15 protein-coding genes are annotated in these 21,958 nt (G+C 72.2%); 8 read left to right on the forward strand and 7 right to left on the reverse strand.

Going from position 1 to position 21,958, the window contains the following annotated elements; genetic code table 11:
• Positions 1-99 precede the first annotated feature (99 nt).
• The 3 genes from ACQHII_RS39505 to ACQHII_RS39515 all read left to right on the forward strand — a co-directional run bounded on the left by ACQHII_RS39505 (position 100) and on the right by ACQHII_RS39515 (position 7,349).
• Positions 100-1,626, forward strand: a complete 1,527-nt coding sequence (locus ACQHII_RS39505) for a hypothetical protein (RefSeq protein WP_427923741.1) — start codon at positions 100-102, stop codon at positions 1,624-1,626.
• A 61-nt stretch (positions 1,627-1,687) separates the two neighbouring features.
• Positions 1,688-2,566 carry a hypothetical protein gene (locus ACQHII_RS39510; RefSeq protein WP_427923742.1) on the forward strand — a complete coding sequence of 293 codons (879 nt, stop codon included), beginning with the start codon at positions 1,688-1,690 and terminating at the stop codon, positions 2,564-2,566.
• Positions 2,567-2,633: 67 nt separating this feature from the next.
• Entirely contained in the window at positions 2,634-7,349 is a 4,716-nt protein-coding gene (locus ACQHII_RS39515; RefSeq protein WP_427923743.1) for a hypothetical protein, read from the forward strand.
• 23 nt (positions 7,350-7,372) lie between these two features.
• On the opposite strand, the gene ACQHII_RS39520 is transcribed toward ACQHII_RS39515, so the two are convergent.
• Positions 7,373-7,921, reverse strand: coding sequence for a hypothetical protein (locus ACQHII_RS39520; protein ID WP_427923744.1), 549 nt, complete (start codon positions 7,919-7,921; stop codon positions 7,373-7,375).
• 418 nt (positions 7,922-8,339) lie between these two features.
• Between ACQHII_RS39520 and ACQHII_RS39525 the strand changes: the two genes are divergently transcribed.
• From ACQHII_RS39525 to ACQHII_RS39540, 4 genes are read left to right on the forward strand one after another with little or no spacing between them, the layout of a single operon-like run.
• Positions 8,340-11,168 carry a nitrate- and nitrite sensing domain-containing protein gene (locus ACQHII_RS39525; RefSeq protein WP_427923745.1) on the forward strand — a complete coding sequence of 943 codons (2,829 nt, stop codon included), beginning with the start codon at positions 8,340-8,342 and terminating at the stop codon, positions 11,166-11,168.
• Positions 11,165-11,599 (forward strand): roadblock/LC7 domain-containing protein, encoded by a 435-nt coding sequence (locus ACQHII_RS39530; protein ID WP_093624343.1) that lies wholly within the window; start codon positions 11,165-11,167, stop codon positions 11,597-11,599. The genes ACQHII_RS39525 and ACQHII_RS39530 overlap by 4 nt, the downstream gene beginning before the upstream one ends.
• A gap of 9 nt (positions 11,600-11,608) precedes the next feature.
• The gene (locus ACQHII_RS39535) at positions 11,609-12,004 is read left to right on the forward strand and encodes a DUF742 domain-containing protein (RefSeq protein WP_362982697.1); all 396 of its coding nucleotides are present in this window, start codon (positions 11,609-11,611) and stop codon (positions 12,002-12,004) included.
• 49 nt (positions 12,005-12,053) lie between these two features.
• Positions 12,054-12,659: a GTP-binding protein gene (locus ACQHII_RS39540; RefSeq protein ID WP_427923746.1), complete on the forward strand. Its 606-nt coding sequence runs from the start codon at positions 12,054-12,056 to the stop codon at positions 12,657-12,659.
• Positions 12,660-12,769: 110 nt separating this feature from the next.
• Here ACQHII_RS39540 and glpK read toward each other — a convergent pair whose 3' ends face one another.
• From glpK to ACQHII_RS39565, 5 genes are all read right to left on the reverse strand, one after another.
• A complete protein-coding gene (gene glpK, locus ACQHII_RS39545) occupies positions 12,770-14,281 on the reverse strand; it encodes a glycerol kinase GlpK (RefSeq protein WP_427923747.1) in 1,512 nt (503 codons plus the stop codon).
• Positions 14,282-14,351: 70 nt separating this feature from the next.
• Positions 14,352-15,077 (reverse strand): MIP/aquaporin family protein, encoded by a 726-nt coding sequence (locus tag ACQHII_RS39550; protein ID WP_427923748.1) that lies wholly within the window; start codon positions 15,075-15,077, stop codon positions 14,352-14,354.
• Between the two features lie 336 nt (positions 15,078-15,413).
• The gene (locus ACQHII_RS39555) at positions 15,414-17,066 is read right to left on the reverse strand and encodes an EAL domain-containing protein (RefSeq protein ID WP_427923749.1); all 1,653 of its coding nucleotides are present in this window, start codon (positions 17,064-17,066) and stop codon (positions 15,414-15,416) included.
• 99 nt (positions 17,067-17,165) lie between these two features.
• A complete protein-coding gene (locus tag ACQHII_RS39560) occupies positions 17,166-18,356 on the reverse strand; it encodes a lipid-transfer protein (RefSeq protein ID WP_427923750.1) in 1,191 nt (396 codons plus the stop codon).
• Positions 18,353-18,778 carry a Zn-ribbon domain-containing OB-fold protein gene (locus ACQHII_RS39565; protein WP_427923751.1) on the reverse strand — a complete coding sequence of 142 codons (426 nt, stop codon included), beginning with the start codon at positions 18,776-18,778 and terminating at the stop codon, positions 18,353-18,355. The genes ACQHII_RS39560 and ACQHII_RS39565 overlap by 4 nt, the downstream gene beginning before the upstream one ends.
• 234 nt (positions 18,779-19,012) lie before the next feature.
• On the opposite strand from ACQHII_RS39565, the gene ACQHII_RS39570 reads away from it, so the two are divergent.
• The gene (locus tag ACQHII_RS39570; protein ID WP_019066496.1) at positions 19,013-19,549 is read left to right on the forward strand and encodes an NUDIX domain-containing protein; all 537 of its coding nucleotides are present in this window, start codon (positions 19,013-19,015) and stop codon (positions 19,547-19,549) included.
• A gap of 2 nt (positions 19,550-19,551) precedes the next feature.
• Here ACQHII_RS39570 and ACQHII_RS39575 read toward each other — a convergent pair whose 3' ends face one another.
• Positions 19,552-21,918 carry a glycoside hydrolase family 31 protein gene (locus ACQHII_RS39575; RefSeq protein WP_427923753.1) on the reverse strand — a complete coding sequence of 789 codons (2,367 nt, stop codon included), beginning with the start codon at positions 21,916-21,918 and terminating at the stop codon, positions 19,552-19,554.
• Positions 21,919-21,958 lie beyond the last annotated feature (40 nt).

Raw genomic sequence — 21,958 nt, forward strand, 5'->3', positions numbered from 1 at the left:
GGCGGTTCCGCGCCCGGCCCATCCCCGCACGCTGCTGTGGCGGTAGTCGCTTCTGCGTCGTTTGGGTCGTTGTCAGACCGAGGACCTAGTCTGTGCAGCGTGACTTCGCCTGCATCGACGGACAGCGTTCCGCCCCAGTTCAGCGCGGGGCCGCGCCCTGCCCCGGGCCCGGCCGCCGACGAGGGACTCGCGCGGCGACTGCGCGCGCTCGCCTGCACCGCGCCGCTGCACGACCTCGACGTGCGCAAGGCCAACCTCGCGGGCGAGTACTCGGTGTACGGCATGGCGGAGGTGGCCCTCGCAGCCATCGACCTGGTCACTCTCAACATGGACTTCGACACGGGCGCCGACCACGACCAGATAGTGGCCAGGCTCATCCCACGCATCGCCGCCCAGGCCCCGCGGCGCCCGGTCACCGAGCACGAGCGCGTGGCCCGCTGGGTCCTGGAGAACCTGATCAACGTCGGTAGCTTCGACCGCGGCTTCCGCACGGTCTACGGCACGTTCGCCCAGGACGGCACCTATGTGCGCCGCGACTACGACTTCAAGCTGATCGAAGAGGTCCCCGGCTACGGCGGCAGCGTCTACCTCCGTACGACGGACGAGGCCGTCAACGTCCTCGTGGGCGCCCTCGACACCGACGTCACCAGCGCGCAGATCGCCGCCGAGGTCAAGCTGGAGGTGCTGATCAGCCGCGGCCGACTCGCCGACGCCCAACTGGCCGCCGAGCAGGCCCGCTACCGGACCGTGCAGTACTCGGAGACCCTCCGCCGCGCCCTCGACGCCACCCGGCGCAACGTCCGCGCGGTGGACTGGCTCAACGCGGTGCCCGACATGATCGCCGAGGCCCTCGACCACGTCGCCGACCGCTACCGCCACGAGAACGCGATCCTCACCAACATCCGCAAGGCCCGCGACGAGTCCGAGGACCCCGAACAGAAGCGCCGCGCCGCCGAGTTGGTCGACATCGTCAAGGACTGCATCCGACGGCACACACAACTCCAGTCGCGCCTCCTGGAGGCCGGACCACTGTTCCGCGCGGAGCAGGACCGGCAGGCCTTCGCCACACCCATGACGACGTCGGGGATAGACCTCTACGGGCATCTCGTCTCGCCCGTGCTGCCGCTGCCCCTGGAGCAGGCCATCCGGGTCACCGACGCGTTCTTCGCGCGCGGGACCGGGCTGCGTACGCCGGTGTCCGTCCGGGTGGGCGACCTCGTCGACATACTGCTGACGCCGCCTCAGGAGCGGGAGCACCTCGGTGCGGAGATGCCGGAGCCGGATCTCATCGCGACGCCGGACGACAGCCGGTTCAGCGAGGAGCAGTTGGCGGCGGCGATGGAGTTGCTCGATCTGCCTGCGGACGCGCCTCGGAGGTTGTCGGGGCTGCTCGCCGATGCGCGTCGGCAGGATCCCGAACTGCCTTATCTGGTCGCTCTGTTGGCTGTGCACGCGGCCAGTCCGCCGGTCGGTACCGCGTATCGGCAGGGGGAGCCGAAGCTGTTGTTCGCCGTCGACGACGGGACCGAGCTGGACGATCCCGAGTTCGGCGGGGCCGATCTGATCGTGGGGATGGCCCTGTTGGACGCGGCGGGGATGGCGGCGGGCAGGACGGAGGCGGCGTAAGGATGAACCACGGTTACGTGAACGACCGCTGTACGAAGAACCTCAGCAAGGAGCCCCAACCGTGAACGAGCACGTCGAATGGAGTGAGCCAGAAGCCGCCGCCCCGCCGGTGACGGCAGTCATCACACCCGCCGACGCCGCCGACGCGGCGCGGCTCGTCGCGTTCGGGTTGCAGCCCAAACTGCAGCCCGCGCGGGACCAGGAATACGCCGAGCTGCTGCGCCGGTACCGCGAGGACCCGCCGTTCGCCCGGCTCGCCGATGCCGTGGCCGCCGGGCTCGGCCTTGTCGTCCTGGAGGTGTCCCCGCGCGCGGGGATGGCCGTGACCGCCGCCGAGGACTCGGTGTTCGCCGTCCGGATGGGCGACTACGCGCGCCGCACCGCCGCCGACTCCGGGGACCGCTTTCTGCACGGGCTCGCGCATCTCTCCGTCGCCGCGATGGCGTTCCCGCGCCCCGAGGACCTGGCCGACGACGGCTACATCGGGCGCGTCACGGTCAACGGGGTCGACGCCTTCGTGCGGCAGGCCTGCCGGCGGCTGGAGGAGCGGGCCGACGAGCAGGGCATGAACACCGACCCGGCCACCGACGCGCCCGGTCTGGAGGCCGCCTGGCGGATCTGGGTCAGACGCAGCTCGACCGGGGCCACCAAGGACGCCCGCAGACTCGCCGGTTCGACCACTGGCATCGTCGGCAAGGCCGCCGCGTTCCTCACCGACTCCGGCTTCCTCCAGCGCACGGGCGACGACAACGGCGGCACGTACCGCACCACCGCCCGCTACCAGCTCCAGGTGCGTGACATGGCCGGCAGCGCCGCCATGGCCGAGCTGCTGGAGCTGGGCGTCGTCCCGGTCACCGACGGCACCGCGAGCCTGCTGCCCGCCGAGGACACCGAGGACCTGGAGCTGGTGGCCGACGCCGGGCTGCCGTTCCACTCCTGATCCCCAGCCCTCCCCGAAGACCTACGAACCCCCCACACCTGCCGAAGACTTACGACGAGAGTCCGCCATGTACGAGCTGTCCCGGGTCCGCCTCTACTCCATCGGGCCCGCCGGTGCGCGCTACGCCGACACCGTGCTTGACCTGCGAGGCGTGGGCAAGCCCGTGCCCGACCCCGCCCCCACCCAGGCGGAGTTCTTCGAGGACGAGCCCGTCGGTCCGCCGCGCCGCCCCGCGCCCGCCGGGGTGCTCTTCCTGGAGAACGGCGGCGGCAAGTCCGTCCTGCTCAAGCTGATCTTCTCGGTGATGCTGCCGGGACACCGCAACACACTCGGTGGCGCCAGCTCCGGTGTGCTGCGCAAGTTCCTCCTCGCGGACGACTGCGGGCATGTGGCCCTGGAGTGGCAGCACACGCTGACCGGCGAGTGCGTGGTCGTCGGCAAGGTCAGCGAGTGGCGGGGGCGCCAGGTCTCCAACGACCCGCGGAAGTTCGCCGAGGCCTGGTACTCGTTCCGGCCCGGCCCGGGACTCAGCCTGGACAACCTCCCCGTCGCCGAGGCCACTTCCGTACGGCCGCCCGTGGAGGGTGCGTCCGGCGCGCAGGGCCGGCGGCGCACCATGAAGGGCTTCCGGGACGCCATCACCGAGGCCGGCAAGGCGTATCCGCACCTCGAAGTGCACTGGGAGGAGATCCACGACCGCTGGATCGAGCACCTGGGCGACCTGGGCCTCGACCCCGAACTCTTCCGCTACCAGCGGGAGATGAACGCCGACGAGGGTGAGGCGGCCGGCCTCTTCGCGGTCAAGAAGGACTCCGACTTCACCGACCTGCTGCTCCGCGCGGTCACCGACACCCGGGACACCGACGGGCTCGCCGACCTGGTCGGCGGCTTCGGCAACAAGCTGGGGCGACGCGCCGAGCTGATCGCCGAGCGGGACTTCACGGCCGGTTCCGTGGACCTGCTCGGCCGGATCGTCGAGGCCGCCGAGGGACGGGCACGCGCGCGTGACATCCACGCCGGCGCCGAGCGCCGTACCCGCACCCTGGCCCGCCGGCTGTCCGCGCGGGGCGCGCAGGAGCGGGTGCGGGCCGCCGACCTGGCCCAGCGGGTCACCGCCGCCGCGTACGCCGTCACCCACTCCGAGGGAGCGCGCGAGCGCAGCGCGCTGATCGCCGCCGAACTGGCCTACCGGCACGCCTCGTTGGCACTCGCCACGACCGAGAAGTCCGCCGCTGCGCAGAAGCGCGAACTCGCCGACGCCCGCACCCTGCACTCCGCCTGGCAGGCCGCCGAGGCCGTCCTGCGCCACCGCGCCGCCGCCGACCGCTCCGCGCGCGTGGCCGTCGCCATCCGTGAGGCAGAGCGGGACGCGGCACCTGCGCTCGCCGCCCGCGCCAAGGCCGCCGTCGATCTCGTACGAGCCCTGCACGAGGCCGCGGAGAACGCCGAGAACCTCGCCAACGAGGGCGAGGAGCGCTCCGCCGCACTTCAGGAGGTCGGCGAGACCTCCCACCGGGACGCGACCTCCGCCGCCACCGAGGCACAGCGCGCCCGCAGCGAGATCGGGCATCTGCGCCAACGTCTGTCCGAGGTCGAGCAGGAGACCGCCGAGGCGGTACGCGCGGGCTGGCTCGACGACAGCGCCCCCGACGCCGACCCGGCACGCGCGGCCCTCGCGGCGAGCGACGCCGAGAAGAGCGCCGTGGCGGCCTGGGACACCGCGCGCGAGGCATCCCGCCGGGCGTCCGAGCACGCCCGCGAGGCCGCTTCGGCGGAGTCCCGCGCGGAGCTGACGGCGGCCCGCGCGTCCGACGCGGCGACCGCTGCCGAGCGGACCTACGACGCGGAACGGCGCCTCGCGGAGGGACTGGCGGGGGAGGAGCGGCTCGCGGAGCTGCTGAGCCTGCCCGGTGCTGGCGGTGCTGGCGGTGCTGGCGGTGTGCCCGTGCCGCGTGGGGCCAACGAGGTTGCGGCGAGCGGCAGTTCGGCCACTCACACCGCCCCCGTCACCCACCCGGGCACCGCCAACCCCTCCCGCCCCCTCGCCGAAGGTCCCCTCACCCCCGAGGAACTCGACCGCTTCGCCGACGAGTTGCGCGAACTGCTCGACGACGGGGTCGCCTCCAGCGAGCGCCAGCTCTTCGACCTGCGGACCGCCGCTGCCGACGACGCCCGGATCCTCGGGGCGCTCGGAGACGGCGGGCTGCTGCCGCCCGGCCCGGACGTGCTGGCCACCGTCGAGTACCTGGGAGAGCACGGCATCCCGGCCCTGCCCGGCTGGCGCTACCTCGCCCAGGCCGTCGACCCCGTCGACCACGCGCGCGTGCTGGCCGCCCGACCCGAGCTGGTCGACGGTGTGATCATCACCGACCCGGACACGCACGCGCGTGCCCGCGAGGCGCTCACCGACGCGGCCCTGCTGCCCCGGTCGGCCGTCGCCGTCGGTACGGCCGCGGCCCTGCTCGCCCCGACCCCGGCACCCGACGCGGGGGACGGCCTCTCTTCCGACGTATTCCTCGTCCCGCCGAACCCGGCCATGCACGACGAGCACGCTGCCGACGAGGAGCGGCAGGCGCTGCGCGCGCGGGCCACCGAGCGGGACGAGGAGATCCGCACGCTCGCCGCCCGGCTCGGCAAGGACCGGGAGCTGGCGGCGCGGCTCGCTTCCTGGCGCACCGGCTGTCCGAGCGGGCGGCTGGTCGAGCTGGCGCAGTCCGCGCAGGACACGCGCGCGTTCGCCGAGGAGGCCGAGGCCGAGCTCGCCGAGGCGCGGACCCTGCGGGCCGAGGCCGACGAAGCCGCGGCCGAGGCCGCCCAGGCGCGCGACGAGCGGCAGGAGACCGCGCAGAAGGCCCGGCGTGCCGCCGACGCCCTCGCCGGACTCGCCTTCCGGCTGCGCGAACGCGCCGGCTGGCAGGTCAAGCTGCGTGAACTCGCCGACGAGGCAACCGAGTCGGAGGCCCGCGCCCAGTCCTGTCTGGAGCGCGCCCGCGCCGCCGACGAGGACCGCCGCGCCGCCCAGCGCGCGGCCGACGACGCCCGCCGTACGGCCCGTGCGCTGCGCGCCGAGCGCTCCGAGATCGCAGGCGCCCCCGACGACGTACAGGCTGACGGCCCCGACGCTCCGAAGCCGTCGCTGCCTGCCCTGCGCGAGGCCTATCGCGCCGCGTCCCAGCTCTACGAGAAGGTCGGCGTCGGCGCCGACCTTCGGGCCGAGCAGGCGCGGGCGGAGAGCGACGAGAGCGCGGCGATCGCCGAGTTGGACAGGCTCAGCAACAAGGTCCGTACCCGCGCGGCCCAGTTGCTGGAGTCGCCCGACGGCTCCGACGGGCCGTCCCGGCAGGCCGCCGCGGCGCGCGCCGAGGAGCTGGTGCAGCTGCTGGAGACCCGGGTGTCGAACGCGAGCGAGCAGCTCGGGCGGCTGCGCGGCGAGGCCGAGCGGCACGCGCCCGAGGACGGCGAGGCGCACACCGAGCTGGCCGAGGAGCTGGTTCCGCGCGACGCCGAGCACGCCCAGGCCCTGCTGCGCACCGCCACGGCCGAACTAGCCTCCCGCACCGACGCGTTGGGCCAGGCCCGCGAGGCGCACGCCGAACTCCTCGACGCCCACCGGGCCGCCGAGGACGGGGCCGGCAGCTTCGACGAGACCGCCGCGATGCTGCGGGACCTGCTGCGCGAGCACTCCTCGGACGAGGAGCAGGAGGAGCCCGAGCCGTACCCGGGCAGCCTGGAGGAGGCCCGGCACTCCGCGGCCGAGGCCCGCCGCTCGCTGCGCGGCTGCGCATCCGACCTCTCCGCCGCCGAGGGCGCCGTACGGGAAGCGAGCGATGTGCTCGTGCGGCACGCCAACTCCACGCGGTACGAGCAGGTGCGGACTCCCGCGCGGCAGCAGATCCGTGAGCTGCCGGCGTCCTCCCTGCCCGAGCACGCGCAGAAGTGGGCCGATGCCTTCGCGCCCCGACTCCGGGTGCTCACCGACGAGTTGGCGCAATTGGAACGCAACCGCGACTCGATCGTGGACCGGCTCCGCGGGCTCGTCGAGTCGGCGCTCGCCACCCTGCGGTCCGCGCAGCGGCTGTCCCGGCTGCCGGAGGGGCTCGGCGAGTGGTCCGGGCAGGAGTTCCTGCGCATCCGCTTCGAGGAGCCCGACCAGGCCACGCTGACCGAGCGGCTCGGCGAGGTCGTCGACGAGGCCACCCGGGCCGCCGTGAAGAAGAACTCCGACATGCGGCGCGACGGAATGTCCCTGCTGCTACGGGGAGTTGGTGCCGCCCTTGAGCCCAAGGGCGTCGCCGTCGAGATCCTCAAGCCGGACGCCGTACTGCGTGCCGAGCGCGTCCCCGTCGGGCAGATGGGGGATGTCTTCTCCGGCGGTCAGCTGCTCACCGCGGCCATCGCCCTGTACTGCACGATGGCCGCCCTGCGCTCGAACGACCGGGGCCGCGACAAGCACCGGCACGCCGGCACGCTCTTCCTCGACAACCCCATCGGGCGGGCCAACGCCACCTATCTGCTGGAGCTGCAACGTGCCGTGTCCGACGCGCTCGGTGTCCAACTCCTGTACACCACCGGTCTGTTCGACACGACGGCACTGGCCGAGTTCCCGCTGGTCATCCGGCTGCGCAACGACGCCGACCTGCGGGCCGGCCTCAAGTACATCAGCGTGGAGGAACATCTCAGGCCGGGACTGCCGCAGCAGGCCCCCGCCGGAGAGGGGGAGTCGGTGCACAGCGAGATCACGGCGACCCGGATGTTCAAGCGACCGGCGCCGACCGCCCCGTAGGAAACGTCGTCCGTGAGCGGACCTCAGGAGTGGGACTGGGACAGCTGCCCGGTGCCGCCCTTGCGGGCTATCCGCTCCTGCGTCCGCCGGGTGGCCTTCGCCTGACGCTGGGCCCGACGCCGCTCGCGGCGGAGGGCCCGGGCCGTGCTGCTGGGCTCCGAGACGACGCCATTGCGCTGGTTCCACATCTGGCGGGTCACCCAGACGTCGAGGACGCCCCAGGTGGCCACCACCGTACTGACCACGCTGCTGATCACCATCGGGAACGCCAGCCAGGACCCGGCCATCGTGCACAGGAAGGCCACCGTCGCCTGGATCAGCGTCACGGCGATGATGAGCACCGCCCGCACCGCCGCCGTACGCACCGGGTCGGGCAGCCGGCGCCGGCGCGCGGGCTCCTCGATCCACAATGGCCTGTAGTACTCCTGCTGTTCGGCTGCCGCGCGGGCCGCTCGCGGCCCCTCGGACCCCGCCGCCTTCGGTGCGCCCGAGCGCGCCGGAGCCTCGCCGTCCCCCGTCGACCGCGCCGTCACGCCGTCCTCAAGCGTCTCTTGCCGCTCCGCCGTGCCCATCAACGTGTCCTCCCCACCGCCGGTACACCACTCGCTCCCGAGTCCGAAGACTCCGGCTCCCCAGTGGGTGCCCGGCCTGCCCTGTTTTACGCCGCCCGGATGTGGATGCGACTCCTGTGGCCGGTTCCGCACCCATATCCCGTAGAGAAAGACGAACAACATCCCACGAAGATTCCCAAGGAACGAAAATTTCCAGCCAACTGGCCAACTGGGTCGATCCGGTCAGGTCCGGCGAACGTCGCGGAATCAGGGCGGCAATCTCCCGTAATGCCCTGACACCTCCCCATGTCCGGTCCCTGGTGCGGAAGTTCACGCTCCGGACAGCTCTTCGAGTTACCTGTGTGTCAGTAGTAGGCTCGCGCCGTTTGTTGACGCACATGTGTACCCCCGGCCGGCGGGGGTCCAGCTGGGGGAGGCCATGCGCTTTCGCGGGAAGTCCATCCGCCGGAAGATCGTGGCGCTCCTTCTCGTGCCGCTCGTGTCGCTGACCGCGATCTGGGCGTTCGCCACGGTCCTCACCGGCCGGGCGGCCGGAGACCTGTTCAACGTGTCGTCGGTCGTCGAGAAGATCGGCTACCCCACCGAGGACACCGTCCGCGTCATCCAACAGGAACGGCGTCAGTCGCTGGTCTATCTGGCCGACCCGCGCGCCGCCGACGGCCTCACCGACCTGAAGCGCAGCCGCACCGCGACCGACGCGGCCGTCGCCAAGATCCGCAAGAACGCCCGGAACCCCGACGTCCGCGACGCGATGGGCCAGACCACCGACAGCCGTGTCGCCGCCGTGCTCGACGCCTTCGACGGCCTGGAGTCCCTGCGGCGCAGCGTCGACGAAGGCACCGTCAACCGGGCCCAGGCCCTCGATCTCTACAACCGCCTGGTAGACCCCTGCTACGTGCTGCTGACCAACCTCCACGTCGTCGACAACGTGGAGATGGACAAGCAGTACCGCGCCCTCGTCAACCTCGCCCGCGCGCGTGAACTCCTCTCCCGCGAGGACGCGTTGCTCGGTTCGTCGCTGATCGTCGGCAAACTCACCCGGGACGAGACCCGCGCGGTCTCCGACCTGGTGGCCCAGCGCACCCTGATGTACGACGTCAATCTCCCGCTGCTGCCCGCCTCGGAGCGCGACCACTTCGACCGCTTCTGGAAGAACGCGGCCAGCGCCCCGCTCCGCGTGGCCGAACAGGCCGCCGCCTCCTCCGAGTCGGGCGAGCCCCGCAACGTCACCGCACAGACCTGGAACACCGCGGCCGGCGCCGTGCTGGACAAGCTCGGCACCCTCGACGACCAGGCCAACGACCGCTACCAGGACCGCGTCCGCCCCGTCGCGATGAACGTCATCCTCAAGGCCGCCGTCGCTGGTGTCCTCGGCCTGATCGCCCTGCTCCTCTCGCTCTTCCTGTCCGTGCGCATCGGCCGCGGCCTCATCCGTGACCTGCGCCAACTCCGCCTGGACGCCCACGAGGCGTCCGGTGTCCGGCTGCCCAGCGTGATGCGCCGCCTGTCCGTCGGCGAAGTCGTCGACGTGGAGACCGAGGTCCCGCGCTTGGAGTACGACCGCAACGAGATCGGCGAGGTTGGCCAGGCCCTCAACACTCTGCAGCGCGCCGCCGTCGAAGCCGCCGTAAAGCAGGCGGAGTTGCGCTCCGGTGTCTCCGAGGTCTTCGTCAACCTCGCCCGGCGCAGCCAGGTCCTGCTGCACAAGCAGCTCACCCTGCTCGACACCATGGAGCGCAGGACCGAGGACACCGACGAACTCGCCGACCTTTTCCGCCTCGACCACCTGACGACCCGTATGCGCCGCCATGCCGAGGGCCTGGTGATCCTCTCCGGGGCCGCCCCGTCCCGGCAGTGGCGCAAGCCGGTCCAGCTCATGGACATCGTCCGCGCGGCCGTCGCCGAGGTCGAGGACTACGAGCGCATCGAGGTCCGCCGGCTGCCGCGCATCGCCGTCACCGGCCCGGCCGTCGCGGACCTCACCCACCTGGTGGCCGAACTCCTGGAGAACGCCACGGTGTTCTCCCCGCCGCACACCGCGGTCCAGGTCCTGGGGGAGCGGGTCGCCAACGGCTTCACCCTGGAGATCCACGACCGAGGCCTCGGCATGGCGGCCGACGCGCTCCTGGACGCCAACCTCCGGCTCGCCGAGACACCCGAGTTCGAACTCTCCGACACCGACCGGCTCGGCCTGTTCGTGGTCAGCCGGCTCGCCCAGCGGCAGAACGTCCGCGTCTCGCTCCAGCCCTCCCCGTACGGCGGCACGACCGCCGTCGTGTTCATCCCCGACGCCCTGCTGAGCGACGAGGTCCCGGACACCAACGGCATCGGTTTCCGGCTCGACCGGCCCCGGCCGACGAAGGAGGCCGAGTTCGAGGAGAGCCAGCGCTCCGCGCTCTCCCCAGTGCCCGTGAAGCTTCCCGGCCTTCCGCCCTCCCTCCTGGACGGACCGGTCGAACTGGAGGCCCCGGTCGACCTGGACGCCCTCGCCGGCTTCCCGGACGCCCTCGCCGACGAGGACGCCGAGCGCGGCGAGGTCTTCCGCCCACGCCGCCAGGGCCTCCGGGACGACCTCGCCCCCGTCCGCCCCGTGGACCCGCGCCGGCCGGTCTCCGAGGCCCACGACGGACCGCGCGGAGATGCGGACGCCCACCGGGGCGAACCGCTCCCGCTGCCCCGTCGCCGGACACCCAAGCTGGTGAGCTCCCACGGACGTCCGGTCGTCGAACAGCGCTCCCGAAGGGAGCCGGGAGATTCCTCGGACAGCGGCTTCGACGGCCTCCCCGCGGCCTCGGGCGGATCCGACCCGGAGGGCCCGCCGCTGCCGGCCCGACGGCGCGGAGACACGCCGCTACGGCGCCGTACCGACGTGCCCGGTGGGCGCGCCGAGACTTCCCCGGGGCGCGGATTCGGCGAATCGTCCGAGGCCCCCGCCCTGCCCAGACGCACCCGGCGTGCCGAGATCGCGTCCAGCATTCCCGACCCCGACTCCTCACCGGGCGGAACCGGGCCCGACCCCGGGGCGTTGCCCAGACGTGTGCGCCAGGCCAACCTGGCCCCGCAGCTGAAGAAGGACCCCGAACGGCGCACCACGAGCCCGGCGGAGGTCGTGGAGCGCGACGCCGACGAGGTGCGCAGCCGCATGGCCTCGCTCCAGCGCGGCTGGCAGCGTGGCCGCGAGGAGAACGCCGAGGACGACGACGTCCAAGGCGGCACAGCACAAGGAACTAAGGGGGACGGTCGATGACCGCACCAAAGGCGACCGGCCACGACACGACCGACCAGCGCGGGCTGAACTGGCTCCTCGACGACCTCGTCGAGCGCGTCGCCAGCATCCGCAAGGCGATCGTGCTCTCCGGCGACGGTCTGCCCACCGGCGTGTCCCAGGATCTGACCCGCGAGGACAGCGAGCATCTGGCCGCGGTGGCCTCCGGCTTCCACAGCCTCGCCAAGGGCGTCGGCCGGCACTTCGAGGCGGGCAGCGTGCGGCAGACCGTCGTGGAGCTCGACGAGGCCTTCCTGTTCGTGACGGCCGCCGGTGACGGCAGCTGCCTCGCCGTCCTCGCCGACGCGGACTCGGACGTCGGGCAGGTCGCCTACGAGATGACACTGCTCGTGAAGCGGGTCGGTGTGCATCTCGGCGCCGCTCCGCGCACCGATCTGTCCTCCGGCGGGTAGTGAAGTGACATGAGCAGAGACGGTCAGGGAAGAGGCCACTGGTTCGACGACGAGGCCGGACCGGTCGTCCGTCCGTACGCGATGACGCGCGGCCGTACGACCAGTGCGGGACAGCACCGCCTCGACCTGATCGCGGTGGTGGTCGCGGAGTCCCGGGCGGACGACTCCGAGGCGGACCAGGCGCTGTCCCCGGAGCACGTGGACATCGTCGGACTGTGCCGTGACGCCCCGCAGTCGGTCGCCGAACTCGCCGCCGAACTCGACCTGCCCATCGGCGTGATCCGGGTCCTCATCGGAGACCTCGTGGACGAGGAACTCGTCCATGTCTCACGGCCCGTACCCCCGGCCGAACTGGTCGACGAGAGTATTCTCCGCGACGTCATCAGCGGCCTCCGGGCGCTGTGAACGGCGCGGAATCCGACCCGCCCCACCCATCAAGCAGGAGTAGAGATCGATGATCTTCGGGCGTTCTGAGCGAGGCAAGCCTCCGGTCGAGCCCGTCACGCTCAAGATCCTGGTGGCCGGCGGCTTCGGCGTGGGCAAGACCACCCTCGTCGGCGCGGTCAGCGAGATCAGGCCGCTGCGCACGGAGGAACTGCTCACCGAGGCAGGACGTCCGGTCGACGACACCAGTGGTGTGGAGGGCAAGCACACCACCACCGTGGCCATGGACTTCGGCCGCATCACCCTGCGCGAGGACCTGGTGCTCTACCTGTTCGGCACGCCGGGCCAGGAGCGCTTCTGGTTCATGTGGGACGAGCTCTCCGAGGGCTCGCTCGGCGCCGTCGTACTCGCCGACACCCGCCGCCTGGAGGACTGCTTCGCCGCCCTCGACTACTTCGAGCGGCGCTCCATACCCTTCGTCGTCGGCGTCAACTGCTTCGAGGGCGCCGCCCTTTACCCGGTGGAGACCGTACGGCAGGCCCTGGACCTCGACCAGGACGTACCGCTCATGCTGTGCGACGCGCGCGACCGGTCCTCGGTCAAGGAGGTCCTCATCGAGGTCGTCCAGCACGCGATGGCCTACGGCGCGAAGCGCCGCCAGAGCGTCACCAGTTGACGCGGGCGCGGCCCGTACCTCCGCCGACCGGGGTACGAGCCGCAGCTCCTCGAAGGACGCACGCGCGTGTGCCTCATCAACAGGCACGATCAACACGCACGCGCGTGTGCCTAGTTGTCGCCCTCCTCCAGCCAGCCGAAGCTCTTCTCCACGGCCTTGCGCCAGTTGTGGTACTCGCGGTCCCGCACCGAGGACTCCATGGACGGCGTCCACTCGACGTCCTTCTGCCAGTGCGACTTCAGCTCGTCCAGGCCGTTCCACACACCGGTGGCGAGCCCGGCCGCGTAGGCCGCGCCCAGGCACGTCGTCTCGGAGACCTTGGGCCGGATCACCGGTACGTCGAGCACGTCCGCCTGGTGCTGCATCAGCAGGTTGTTCTTGGTCATGCCGCCGTCCACCTTCAGGGTGGTGATCTGCACCCCGGAGTCCTGGAACATGGCGTCCACGACCTCCCGCGTCTGCCAGCTCGTCGCCTCCAGCACCGCGCGCGCGAGGTGCGCCTTCGTGACGTACCGGGTCAGCCCGGTGACGACACCGCGCGCGTCCGCACGCCAGTAGGGGGCGAACAGCCCGGAGAACGCGGGCACGATGTACGCGCCGCCGTTGTCGTCCACGCTCTCGGCCAGGGGCTCGATCTCGTCGGCACTGCGGATGATGCCGAGCTGGTCCCGGAACCACTGGACGAGCGCGCCCGTGATGGCTATCGATCCCTCCAGGCAGTAGACCGGCGCCTCGTCGCCGATCTTGTAGCCCATCGTGGTGAGGAGCCCGTTCTTCGAAGGCACCGGCCGGTTCCCGGTGTTGAGCAGCAGGAAGCTGCCCGTGCCGTACGTGTTCTTCGCGGTGCCGACGTCGTAGCAGGCCTGCCCGAACACGGCGGCCTGCTGGTCGCCCAGGGCCGACGCCACGGGCACGCCCGCGAGTTGGCCGACCGCGGTGCCGTAGACCTCGGCCGAGGACCTGATCTCGGGGAGGACCGCCTCGGGCACGTTCATCGCGGCGAGGATGGACGGGTCCCACTGGAGGGTCTCCAGGTTCATCAGCATGGTGCGCCCGGCGTTCGTCACGTCGGTGACGTGCCGGCCGCCGTCGGTGCCTCCGGTGAGGTTCCAGATCAGCCAGGAGTCGATCGTTCCGAAGGCGATCTCGCCGCGTTCGGCGCGGTCCCTGAGGCCGGGCACGTTGTCGAGCAGCCAGGCCGCCTTGGGCCCGGAGAAGTAGCTGGCGAGCGGGAGTCCGGTCTGTTCGCGGAACCGGTCGGGCCCGTCCGAGCCGCCCAGTTGCTTGCACAGGGCCGCGGTGCGGGTGTCCTGCCACACGATGGCGTTGTGCACGGGTTTGCCGGTGGCGCGGTCCCAGAGGACCGTCGTCTCCCGCTGGTTGGTGATGCCGAGCGCGCTGAGCTGGTCGGCGCGGAGTCCCGCCTTGGCGATCGCCCCGGCGACCACCGCCTGCACCTTGGACCAGATCTCGGTGGCGTCGTGCTCCACCCAGCCCGGCTTGGGGAAGATCTGGCGGTGCTCGCGCTGGTCGACGGCGACGATCGCGCCGTCCTGGTTGAAGACGATGCAGCGGCTGGAGGTGGTGCCCTGGTCGATTGCGGCGACGAACCTGTCCGTCATGACGACCCCTTTGTCGTTTCCTTCGGATCCTTCAGAGGGCTGCTTACGGATGACTGCTCGAAGACTGTTGTCAGAAGGCTGCGTTGAAGATGACTCCGGCGAGCGCCCCGCCGATCAGCGGTCCCACCACCGGGATCCACGCGTAACTCCAGTCCGAGGTCCCCTTGTTGGGGATCGGCAGCAGCGAGTGGACGATGCGGGGTCCGAGGTCGCGGGCCGGGTTGATGGCGTACCCGGTGGGCCCGCCGAGCGACAGACCGATGCCGACCACCAGGAACGACACGACCAGCACCGCCGTGCCGGACTCGCCCAGTCCCTTGGTGAGCCCGAAGGCCAGGATCGGCAGGACCAGCGCGATCGTCGCGATGATCTCCGTCATCAGGTTCGCCACGACATTGCGGATCGTGGGCGAGGTGGAGAAGATCCCGAGCGTGGGCTGCGCCATCTCCTCCTCGGCGTTGGCCTGGAACTGCGCGAAGTACACCAGCCAGCACAGCACCGCGCCGAGCATGGCGCCGACCATCTGCCCGGCGATGTAGAGCGGGACCTTGTCCCACTTCCCGGTGTCGATCGCGATGCCGATCGTGACCGCCGGATTCAGCTGCCCGCCGGACAGCGGCGCTGCCGTGTACGCCCCGGCCATCACGCCGAAGCCCCATCCGAAGGCGATGACGATCCAACCGGAGTTCTGTGCCTTGGAGTAGTTCAGTACGACGGCGGCGACCACGCCGGCGCCGAAGAGGATCAGGATCGCGGTGCCGATGACCTCACCGAGGAATATGTCTCCGTTGCTCATGGCGGCTCCTAGGCCCGGGCCCGGGACGGTCGGCCCCGGTCCTCCGTGCAGGGTGCGGTTCCCTTGGCGACTTCAGCCGAAGGCAGGGAGGGTCCCGAGCCCCGCCCGGCGTCCGTGACGAGCGTGCCGTCGCAGCCGAGATCGCCCATGGGGGAGTGGGCCCGAGCGCGGGTGCGGCCCGCGCGGCGCAGTGCCTGGTACGCCGAGAATGTACGGCGATGTCGACCGACACCGGGAAGTGTTCACCGGTGCCGAAGGAGCGTCAAGGTCGCGGACGGCAACGGTGACACCCGCCCTGACGGCCCCTGGAGCCCCGTAGGACGCCGCCGGATCCGCTCAGTGCCCGTGCGGGCCCGCGGTCGTCCGGGAGGCCTGTACGGGCGCTGTGGGGGCGCCGCACAGGATCTCGTATCCGTCCAGGCCCGCCCGGCCCAGCACCCAGCTCGTGCCGTCCAGCGCCTTCGCCGCCTGCTTCAGCGGTGCCAGCGACGCCGCCGCCTGCCGGTGGTCGGTCACGCTGCCCGGCACGCACAGCACGGTGGCCAGGGACAGCGTCACGGCCCGGCCGCCGGCCGCCCAGGGCACCTCCAGCACGGCGGCGGCCAGCGGTTGCAGCCCCTCCGGATCGGTGAGCACCAGGAAGTCGTCCCCGCCGATGTGCCCCACGCGCGTGTGCCCGGACGCCGTCGGCTGCAGCGCTCGTCCGACCGAGCGGATGAGCTCGTCGCCCGCCGCGAACCCGGCCCCGTCGTTGACCTGCTTGAAATGGTCGACGTCCAGCCAGCTCAGCGCGAACGTCAGCCCGTCCGCGATCCGCCGGTCCACCTCACCGGTGATCGCGTCCGAACCGGGCAGCCTGGTCAGCGGATTGAGACCCGCCGCCTCCTCCACCCGCGTCTCGGCCAACGCCCGTACCAGGTCCGCCAGTCGTACGACGCCCACACACCGCCCGTACCGGTCGACGACCGCCACGTCGTCCGACGTACGGTCCGCGTCGCCGACCGCGACGACGTCCAGGACCTCCCAGGCGGTCGCGTCCACGCCGACCGTCCGCGGCACGTCCCCGAGCTTGGCCGCGGGCCGGTCGGCGTACAGGGCGTGGCCGTAGCGCCCCGACATCGACAGCAGGAAGCGGGACCGGTGCACCGACCGGACCGGCACCCCGTCCCGGTCCACGAGCACCACTCCGGAGACATCGGGCGAGCCGGTCAGCAGCGCCCGCACCTGCCCGGCGGACGCGGTGTCGGGAAGCAGCGCGGCGGGCCGCACGAACTCCCGCACCCACGGCCCCGACGGCGGCGTCATGGCGAGACCGGGGGTGCGGGGCGGAACGTATACGTCCGCGGCCGGGATCCTCGTCGGTGGCGCGAACAGCTCGCCCTGCGCCAACTGGGCCCCGGCCGCCCGGGCTTGAGCGCACTGTGCCTCGGTCTCCACCCCCTCCACGGACAGCAGGGCGCCCAACTCCTCGCACAGGGTCCGCATCGCGCGCACCGCGGCCGGCCGCTCCAGCAGCGACGCGTCGAGCTTCACCAGGTCAGGCGCGAGGTCCGTGAGCAGCCTCAGGGGTACGTCACCGTCGCCGACGCCGTCGGCACTGATCCGGAACCCCTGGCCGCGCAACGCGGACACCGCCTCCAGGAGCGCCCGTCGCGGCACGTGCGTGAACGGCGGGACGATGTCGACCGTCACCTCCCACGGCAGCCGTCCCGCCTCGCGGACCGCGCTGTGCAGCGCGGTGAGCCCGCCCAGGTCGGCGAGGGTGCCCGCGAACACATTGATGTGCAGCGGCAGCAGTGTCTCCTTGCGGGCGGCGGCGCGGACCGCCAACACGGCCAGCTTGCCGTCGAGTTCGGGGTCGCGGCGGGCCTCGGCCAGGATGTCGCCGGAATCCGGGCGGACAAGCACCTCCAGGCCCGCGATTCCACCGGTGGTCAGATTGACCACCGGCTGGAAGGCGAAGCGGAGAGTGTCCGTCGTGGAGCGCACGGCAGCATGATGACGCCACCGGCGTACGCCCAGGCCCAGTTCATAAGACGTTCACGCGCCCGTGCGGGCCGATCACACCGGTGGGGCGGCACTCCGCGCTCACCGCACCGCGAGCACCGCCGACCCGTGCCCGAACAGCCCCTGGTTCACGGTGATCCCCACCCGCGCCCCCGCGACCTGCCGGTCACCCGCGTCGCCCCTCAACTGCCAGGTCAACTCGCAGACCTGGGCGATCGCCTGGGCCGGCACGGCCTCCCCGAAGGAGGCCAGTCCACCGCTGGCGTTCACCGGTATGCGCCCGCCCAGGGCCGTCGCGCCCTCCCGCAGCAGCTTGGCGCCCCCGCCCTCGGCGCACAGGCGCAGATCCTCGTACCACTGCAACTCCAGGGCGGTGGACAGGTCGTACACCTCGGCCAGGGAGAGGTCCTCGGGGCCGAGGCCCGCCTCCTCGTAGGCCGCGCGGGCTATCGACGCCCGGAAGGTCTCGTCCGGCGGTGGCGCGCCCGCCGCGGAGTCGGTGGCGATGTCCGGTAGGTCCAGCACCGTGTTGGGGTAGCGCGGCGTCACCGTGGACACCGCGCGGATCCGCACCGGGTCCGACGCACCGTGCCGGCGCGCGAACTCCATGCTCGACAGCACCAGGGCGGCCCCGCCGTCCGAGGTGGCGCAGATGTCGAGCAGCCGCAGCGGATCGGCGACCACCGCCGAGGCGGCGACCTCCTCGGCGGAGACCCGCTTGCGGTAGCGGGCGTACGGATTCAGCGCGCCCGGGGCGGAGTTCTTCACCTTCACCTGGGCGAAGTCCTCCGGGGTGTCCCCATAGAGGGCCATCCGCCGGCGCGCGTACAGCCCGAAGTACGTCGGGTTCGTCGCCCCCAGGACCCGGAAGCGGAGCCAGTCCGGATCGTCGTGCCGGTCCCCGCCGGCCGGCCGGAAGAACCCCTTGGGCGCGGCATCGGCGCCCACGACGAGCACCACGTCCGCGAGCCCCGAAAGGATCTGCGCCCGCGCGGCGTTGACGGCCTGCGCCCCGGACGCGCACGCCGCGTACACGCTCGTCACCCGGGCGCCCTGCCAGCCCAGCGCTTTCGCGAACGTCGCGCCCGCCACATACCCCGGGTACCCGCCACGCACCGTGTCCGCGCCGACGATCGAGCCGACCTGCCGCCACTCCAGCCCGGCGTCGGCGAGCGCCGCCCGGGCCGCCGCCGTCCCGTACTCGACGAAGCTCCGCCCCCACTTGCCCCAGGGGTGCATGCCCGCGCCGAGCACCGCCACGTCCCCCGTCATGCCGCCACCCCCGTAGGCCGCCAGTGCCAGGTCGTCCAGGTCGTCTCGGTGTCCTCGTCGAGCACACCGGGGACGACCTCCACCTCCATGCCCACCGTCAGATCGGCGACGGTGATCCCGGGAACCGCCTGTCCCAGCACCACGATCCGCTCGGCCGCCAGCTCCACAGCGATCAACGTGTACGGCTCCCACGGAAGTTCCGGATCGCTCACATACGGTGACGGCGGCCGGTACCGGCTGTCCGTGTACGACCAGACACGGCCGCGCCGCGACAGAGGGACCTCCTCCAGGTCGCCGCCCGGGCAGCCCGGATTGCGGCAATGGCCGTCCTCACGCGGGAAGAAGACCGAGGCGCACCCGGAACAGCGCGTGCCGAGCAGCCGGAAGCCGTCCCCGTCCCCGGTGAACCAATCGGTGACCACAGGTGTGCGTGTCCGCGACAACGTCCCTCCACAGCACTGGATCTGACGGAACGTCAGAAGTGTGCCACGGGCAACGGAAAATGAGCAGGGCGTTTCGGTGAACCATCGAGCCGCCTACGGCGTCGTGATACCGGGAGGGACGGCCGGGGCCCACGGGGGTGGTTCCGGCCGTTTCCCGTTCCGCGCACGGCCCCCGGAAAGACGCCCTCCGCTTGATCGGATACAGTCCGCCGGGTGTCCGAAACTCAAGGCTCCGTCCCCAACTCCGCGCCGGACTCCCACTGTTCGAGCTGTGGATCGCCCTACGGAGAGGGCGTCTCCGGCTGGCCCCGCACCTGCCCGGCCTGCGGCACGGTCGCCTACCGCAACCCACTGCCCGTCGCCGTCGCACTCCAGCCCGTGTACGACACGAAGGGCACCGCCCTGGTCGTCATCACCCGAACCGTCGCCCCCGCGCGCGGAGGCGTCGCCCTGCCGGGCGGCTACGTGGACCACCGCGAGGACTGGCGGCAGGCCCTCGTCCGTGAACTCAGGGAGGAGACCGGCATCGAGGCCGCGAGCCGCGACGTACGACTCGTCGACGCCATCAGCTCGCCCGACGGCCATCTCCTGCTCTTCGGCGTCCTCCCCGAACGCCCGGTCGAGACCCTGCCCAAGTCCGCCGCCACCGACGAGACGGAGGGCTGGCACCTCCTGCGCAGGCCGGAGGAGCTCGCCTTCCCGCTCCACTCCGTGGCCGTCAGGGCCTGGTTCGAGGGCCGGTACATCTGAGGTCAGCCCTCGCCCAGCCCGCGCACCCGCACGGGGCAGGACGGCGCGCTCACGCCGTCCTCCGACTCCCGCTCCACGACCACCCGCCGGCCCTTCCAGCGGGCGACGTACCGCTCGATCTCCGGTTCGTCCCAGCCGTCGCCCGCGTCCGGCACCACCAGCCCGCCCCCGGTCCGCCCGCGGGCGGGCGCCCACACCTCCAGCTCAAGGCCGCCGTCCGCACCGCGCACCGGCAGGACGGCACCCGCGCGCGCGAACACCGGAATCCGCGACAAGGGGGCATCGACGAGAACCTGGGCCGGCCCCTCGTACGCCCGCTCCGTCTCCGTGTCGTACCAACGCCCCCTGGGCAGCTGCACCGCACGCCGGTCCGACCCCGGACAGAGCACCGGCGCCACCAGGAGACAGTCGCCCAGCAGAAAGGCGTCCTCGCACTCCCGTAGCGCGCGATCCTCCGGCGCGCCCCACCACAGGGGCCGCACATACGGCGCCCCGGTCCGCCGCGCCAGATGCGCCAGCGTCATGAAGTACGGCAGCAGCCGCCGTCTCTCGACGAGCGCCACGCGCGCGTGCTCCAGCACGTCGGCACCGAACTCCCAGGGCTCGCGACGCCCCGCGCGCAGACTCGCGTGCGTACGGAACAGCGGCAGATACGCGCCCAGTTGGAACCAGCGCAGATACAACTCGGGCGACGGACTCCCGTCGAAGCCGCCGACGTCCGGACCCGAGTACGGCACCCCGCACAGCCCCAGCGCCATCACCAGCGACAGCGAGGCCCGCAGCCCCGGCCAGCCGGTGGCCACATCGCCGGACCAGGTGCCCCCGTAGGCCTGCATCCCGGCCCACCCGGAGCGCGAGAAGAGGAACGGCCGCTCCTGGGGGGCCAGTTCGCGCAAGGCCTCGTAGGCCGCCCTGGCCATGCACAGCGCGTACACGTTGTGCGCCTCACGATGGTCACCACCACGCCCCTCCAGGTCGTGCCGGGCCGAACGCGGCAGCGTCGACTCCCCGAAGGCGGCGAACGACGTGGGCTCGTTCATGTCGTGCCAGAAACCCGCGAACCCCTGCGCGAGCCGCTCCTGGTAGAGCCCGCCCCACCACTCCCGCACACGCGCGTGCGTGAAGTCCGGGAAAACCGCCTCCCCGGGCCATACGACGCCCCGCACCAGCCGCCCCGACGCGTCCCGCACGAAGGCGTCCTCGGCGGTGCCACTGTCGTAGACGGCGTTCCCGGGCTCGGCCTTCACCGCCGGGTCGACGATCGACACCAGCCGGATGCCGTCCCGCCGCAACTCCTCGGCGAGCACCGGAAGTTTCGGGAACCGTTCATGGTCGACGGTGAACACCTGGTGCTCGTCGTAGTGGTCGATGTCCAGATGGACCGCGTCCAGAGGCAGACCGCGCTCCTGGTAGCCGGCGACGATCCGCCGCACCTCCTGCTCGCTGCCGAAGCCCCACCGCGCGTGATGGTGCCCCAGTGCCCACGCCGGCGGCAGCGCGGGAGCACCGGTCAGCGACACCCAGGCGTGCAGCACGCGCGCGGGAGTGCCCACGATCACCCAGCAGCGCAGCGGACCGCCGTCCATCCGCAGCTCGGACGCCCCCGCCCGGTCGTGCCCCGAACCGGCACCCTCCTCGCCCTCCCGCAGCGTCACCGTGCCGTCCCAGGAGGTGTCGTGGAACACCAGATGCGTGGCCGCGTCGGCCACCACCAGCTGCACCGGCATCGTGATGTACAGCGGATCGTCACCCGGCCCGAACGCCTGCCCTGGGTCGGTGTTCCACAGCCGGTACGTCCCGTCGCGCAGCCGCGGGCCCGAAGCGCGCCCGCCGAGCCCGAAGAACCGGGCGTCGGCGGCCACCTCCGACCGCTGCATCCAGCGCGCCGTGCCCCCGCCCACCGGCTCCCACCAGCGCGGCGGCAGATCCCGGCGCAGTGTCACACCACCGGGCGTACGCACCTCGACCGCGCCGTGCCGCGACACCGCGACCGTCACCCGCTCCGCCACGACCCGCCAGCCGCCGTCCTTGTCCGGCTCCAGAACGGCCCGGGGGTCCGGCTCGGGGCACCGCCCGGCGAGCGCGTACGAGGGCTCCGGAGCGGCCCCGTCCCAGCCCCAGAAGACCGCCCCGTTCACGGCGACGGTGATGCGCAGTTCGGAACGGCCGAACCGGATGACCCCGCCACCGGGCCCGGGCTCCGCGTCCCGCACCGGCCCCGGCACACGCGCCCGCTCGGCCCCGCGCGCGGGCAACCCGGTGGCGTCGGCACGCTTCCTGCGCCACGCCGCCCGTACGGTACGCAACCCCTGCGCCGCCCCCGTTGAACCGACCACCTTCACCGAACGCACCAGGTCACGACCATCCATGCTGCTCACCCTGCCATTACGAGCCCCGGATAACCGCGTC

The sequence above is a fragment of the Streptomyces sp. cg40 genome (assembly GCF_050320165.1).
GTDB lineage: Bacteria > Actinomycetota > Actinomycetes > Streptomycetales > Streptomycetaceae > Streptomyces > Streptomyces hokutonensis.